Source organism: Candidatus Parvarchaeota archaeon (assembly GCA_016866895.1).
Lineage (GTDB): Archaea > Micrarchaeota > Micrarchaeia > Anstonellales > VGKX01 > VGKX01.
Map to the genome: position 1 here is coordinate 1 of VGKX01000092.1, position 4,883 is coordinate 4,883.

The following is a 4,883-nucleotide window of genomic DNA, read 5'->3' on the forward strand; positions in this document are numbered from 1 at the left end:
CTAGTACCTGAAGAGAAGCAGAGTTTTGAGGCAAAGGAAGCTTACTGAGTTCTAGAAATGGCGGATGCTGCAGAAATTTGAAACAATGCTACTTGTCAAATTGAGAAACCGCTGCCTGACAAATTGGAAAAGTTCCATCCTCCAACCCCTGATTCTTGCGGGTTTTTAAATTTTGATGGAACTATCTTACTACATGAGTGCAGGAAAAAGGAAATACATTGTCATATTGGGCTCGCTCATGTCCGGCCTTGGCAAGGGCATACTGTCTTCTTCTATTGCAAAAATCCTCCAGTCCAAGGGCTTGTCTGTTGTCCCAATCAAGTTTGACGGATACCTCAATGTTGACTGCGGCACAATGAATCCCTTTCGCCACGGTGAGGTGTTTGTGCTTGACGACGGGACCGAGTGCGACATGGACTTTGGGACTTATGAGCGGTTTTTGAATATCGACCTGACTGGCATGTGCAGCATAACAGGCGGCAAGCTTTTCAAGCGGATTATTGAGAAGGAGCGTGCAGGCGGTTATCTGGGAAGGGATGTCCAGATTGTACCGCATTTGACAGATGAGATCAAATCCTGGGTGAAAAGCACAGGGGAGCAGGCTACGGCAGATGTTGTGCTAATTGAAGTTGGAGGCACGGTTGGAGATTTGGAAAACGGCTACTTTATCGAGGCGATGCGCCAGTTGTCTTTTGAGGAATCCACGCTTTTTATCCAGCTTACTTATGTCCACAGCTTGTCGCAAGGCGAGCTTAAAACAAAACCCACACAGCATGCAAACAGGCTTATCGCCTCCATGGGGATACGGCCCAGCATTATTGTTTGCCGTGAAGATGAGCCACTGACAAAAGAGGCTAGGGAAAAAATAGCGCTTTACTGCAATATAGAGCCTGAGTGTGTTTTTGACGACCCGAAGGTTGATACGATTTACGAACTGCCGCAGATACTTGAAAAACAGAAGTTTGGCGAAGTTCTAATGAAAGAGCTCAATATATCAAACGGCGAGGATGGGTTGCGAAAATGGCGCAGCCTGGTTGAAAAAATCAAGAATCCGAAAAACACGGTACGAATTGCAATAGCCGGAAAGTACACTGCAGTTAAAGATGCTTATGTCAGCGTGACGGAAGCACTTGTGCATGCTGGCGCACATAACGATTCAAGAATTGAGGTTAGGTGGATTGAGACAAGTGAAATTGAAGATGGAAAGCCTGTTGAGGACCTGCTAAAAAGCTGCGATGGGTTGATTGTGCCAGGCGGATTTGGCAAGCGCGGCGTTGAAGGAAAAATTAAGTGCATTGAGTATGCAAGGAAAAATGGCATGCCGTATTTAGGATTGTGCTTGGGGCTGCAGATGATGACTATTGAGTGGGCGCGAAATGTTGCAGGACTCAAGGATGCAAACTCAACTGAGTTTGACGAGTCAACAAAGCACCCTGTGATTGACTTTTTGCCAGAACAGCGAAAAATAAAGGAAAAGGGAGCTACAATGAGGCTTGGGGCTTGGGAGTGCGATGTTGCAAAAGGAACCCATGCGCACAAGCTATATGGCTGTGACAAGGCGGGAAGCAGGATATCTGAGCGGCACAGGCACAGGTGGGAAGTCAATAATGATTATCTTGAGACACTGATGAAAAGCGGTTTTGTGATTGCAGGAAAATCGCCGGATGGAACAATAATTGAAATGGTAGAATGGCCGCAGAACGGAACTGGCGGCACAACTTCGGGGTTTGGAGCTGCAACACAGGCGCACCCTGAACTTAAATCCAGGCTTGAAAAGCCAGCTCCACTTTTTGTAGGATTGGTTGAAGCGTGCCTGAAGCGACAGCAGGAAAAGAAATAGGGGAAGACTCGACTGCTTGTGAGAAGCTTCTTTCCGCGTTTATTTTTGCCAAGCAGTTTGCATGCAATTATTGTTTACTTATCAGCTTGGGGCGCATGCAGAAGCGTCAATTTTTGCGCCAGGGCCTTGAGTTTCAAGCACCGGATTTTGCACGCAAGCGCTTGCATCAACGCCAACATAGCCGGAAAGCCTTTTTGCAATTGTAAATGTGTCAAGCGAGCCGGAAGAGATTATGTCCCCGACCCCGGATTGGATGATTATTGACATTGACACAAGTATTCCTGCAACAAGGATTGCAACTGCCATGTTGCCGCTTTTTAGCTCCTTTAGCTCTGAAATTTCCCCGGTAAGGCTGTCTATAGACATGAAGGCAACAGTAAGTGTGAATATCGCCACAAGAAGCATTGCAAAAACCTTTGCAATGTCAACAGCGACAATGACTGCCTGGAAGGAGAGAGGGAAGGCCTGATTGACATCCTTTGCAAGACCGCCTATTGCAGGCATCAAAAAGATTGCAATTGAAACGGCAATTGACACGAAGTAAATGGCAACCGCGCTGTTGCCCTTTTTTATCTCCTTCATCTCATCAATGCCATGAGTCAGCCTGTCAAATATTTTTAGGCCCGCAAAAATCGCAAGAACGGCAATTACTGCGGAGATTACGTATTTTGCAACCGCATATGCCACAAATCCAAGACCAGTCCCCATAGATACACCCCAACAAGACTTTGCATAGATTAAAACATTGCATGTTTATTGAAATACTATTTCAGAGGAATTGGATTGCCTGAGCACCAAACTTAGTAACTAAATCCAATATTCCCTAATAATCCGCAAGTGTTTTTTGCTTTATGTTCTCAAGTGTTTTCCACTTCCACCTGAGGTATTGCTTAATTTTTGGGTCATTTGCATGAGTTTCTAAAAACTTTATTGTTAGAGGGTCTGAAGTGTAGCCAGAGCCAAAATCAAAGCCTGTTTCCTGCTTAATTGACTCGATTAAATTATCCCGCTCAACTTTGGCAACAATTGACGCTGCCGCAACACACGGGAATCTGTCCTCTGCTTTGTTCTGGCTGATGATATGCAGTTTTGACTTGAGATATTTTCTTATGCGAAGCTCGAAGTTTTTTGGGATGTTGTCAGGCGAGTCGACATAGACAATTGAGGGCTTGAGGCTTGAGGAGTTAAGAAGTTCGCCTATTTTTAGCGCCTCTATTTCGTTAAGCGAAGCGCCGGACATCAGACTTGTCAACTCGTGCGCACTCACCTTAACCATGCCGATTCTGCAGATTTTTTTTATCAGAGGGGCAAGCTCCTCGCGTTTTGCGGGCGTGAGTTTTTTTGAGTCGCGCACGCCTATTTTGCGCAATTTTGCCTCGTCTTCCTTTTGGCAGAATGCCGCCGCAAGCACCATTGGCCCGATAATGCATCCCCTGCCAGCCTCATCAATGCCTGCTATCATGGATAGCTTATGCCAACAAGGGCTTTTAATAGTTTTAGAGGGAAAATAAGCACCTTAATCTTGCCAATACTTTATTGCGGTCGTCGTCCAACCTGGCAGGACATAAGCTTCCCAAGCTTAGGATCCGGGTTCAAATCCCGGCAGCCGCACTTCGTGCGCCTGCCTATTTTGCGCTATCGCGCAAAAGTCCCGCAAAATGCTGGGGCATTTTTCGGTCCCGGCAACCGCAAAAATCAAAAGCAGCAGCGGAGATTTTTGTGGCACATGCTCCGCAAGAGCATGTCAGCCGCAATTTTGAGCAGCAGCGAAAAATTGCGGGACCTTGTGCGCAAGCACAAGTGGACCGCATAACTACTCTTTTTTCCTCAAATCCTTGAGCTCCTTTTGGAAGTCGGCGACATCGACAAACTTGCGGTAGACCGAGGCAAAGCGGATGTAGGCTACCTTGTCAAGCCGCTTGAGCTTTTTCATGACAAGCTCTCCAATGTCCGAGGACTTAACCTCGGTAGTGTCGCGCTTGCGAAGGTTCATCTCAATCTCGTCAGCGCATTTTTCAATTTTTTCAGGAGAGACTGGAAGCTTGACGCAGGAGCGCACAATGCCGTCAAGAACCTTCTGGCGGGAAAACGGCTGGCGCTTCCCATCCTTCTTGACAACCATCAAATCTATTAGCTCCACACGCTCGAAAGTAGTGAACCTTTTTTTGCACTTGAGGCACTCGCGCCTCCTGCGTATCTGGTCAATGTTGTCGGCGTCGCGGGAATCGACAACCGAGGTTTCGGGATGAAGGCAGTATGGGCAGCGCATATGAAATCACCAAAATTGTCCAATGTTTCAAAGGTTCTTCAGTATGTCCAAGTATATGCTGTAGCACTTTTCAATCGAGCTTATAAGAACATATTCCTCGGCTGCATGCAGGTTGCCGCCGACAGGGCCAATTGAAAATGAGGGTATGCCTGCATCTACTGCATAGCCCATGTCAAATGTTGAATCCACCTTGCCATAAATCAGCTTTGTCTGATTTTGCCTAAATGCCTTTTTTATTGCCAGCCCGAGAGGCGAAGACGGACTTGTCATGCCAGCAGGGATGAAGGGGGTCGGCCTTTTTATTGGCTTGATAATGGGCTTTGCCAAAAGACCGGCTTTTTTTGCCGCCTCCAGCACCTCGCCTTTCGCCTTTGCCATTGTTTCCCCTGCAACCGTGCACCTGTCAAGCCTGAAGGTGCATTCTTCAGGCACGGAAAGGAACTTTGACCCGGACTCAATTGAGCCTATGTTGATGCTGCCTGCACCCATAAGCGGATGCCTGCCAAGTTTGATTCCATTAATTTGGCCAATTAGCCTTGATGCCTCCACAATGGCGTTAGTCCCAAGCCCGGTTGCCCCGTGGGCCGACTTTCCTATTACCGAAATGTCAAAGGCAAACCTACCGGGGACTTGGTTTATTGCCCGAATCCTGTCTGAAAAGCTTGGCTCTGAGAAAAGCGCTGCAGTGAAATCATTTTTGCTTTTTGAAAGAAAATGGTGAGTGCCTGCCGAGTATATCTCCTCGTCGCAGACTGCGGCAAGAGTAGTCCTTCC

The 4,883-nt window shown here is 47.2% G+C and carries 5 protein-coding genes and 1 tRNA gene; 2 read left to right on the forward strand and 4 right to left on the reverse strand.

Going from position 1 to position 4,883, the window contains the following annotated elements:
* The first annotated feature begins 193 nt into the window (after positions 1-193).
* The gene (locus tag FJZ26_04135) at positions 194-1,840 is read left to right on the forward strand and encodes a CTP synthase (GenBank protein ID MBM3229594.1); all 1,647 of its coding nucleotides are present in this window, start codon (positions 194-196) and stop codon (positions 1,838-1,840) included.
* An 81-nt stretch (positions 1,841-1,921) separates the two neighbouring features.
* Here FJZ26_04135 and FJZ26_04140 read toward each other — a convergent pair whose 3' ends face one another.
* Both FJZ26_04140 and FJZ26_04145 read right to left on the reverse strand, forming a co-directional pair.
* Positions 1,922-2,548, reverse strand: coding sequence for a DUF350 domain-containing protein (locus tag FJZ26_04140; protein MBM3229595.1), 627 nt, complete (start codon positions 2,546-2,548; stop codon positions 1,922-1,924).
* 115 nt (positions 2,549-2,663) lie between these two features.
* Complete coding sequence (locus tag FJZ26_04145) at positions 2,664-3,302, reverse strand: ribonuclease HII (protein MBM3229596.1); 639 nt, start codon at positions 3,300-3,302, stop codon at positions 2,664-2,666.
* A 76-nt stretch (positions 3,303-3,378) separates the two neighbouring features.
* Between FJZ26_04145 and FJZ26_04150 the strand changes: the two genes are divergently transcribed.
* Positions 3,379-3,451 (forward strand) — tRNA-Gly (locus tag FJZ26_04150).
* Positions 3,452-3,653: 202 nt separating this feature from the next.
* Here FJZ26_04150 and nrdR read toward each other — a convergent pair.
* Positions 3,654-4,109, reverse strand: a complete 456-nt coding sequence (gene nrdR, locus FJZ26_04155; GenBank protein MBM3229597.1) for a transcriptional repressor NrdR — start codon at positions 4,107-4,109, stop codon at positions 3,654-3,656.
* Positions 4,110-4,136: 27 nt separating this feature from the next.
* Positions 4,137-4,883 (reverse strand): M20/M25/M40 family metallo-hydrolase (locus FJZ26_04160; protein MBM3229598.1); only part of this gene is annotated, 747 nt, incomplete at its 5' end.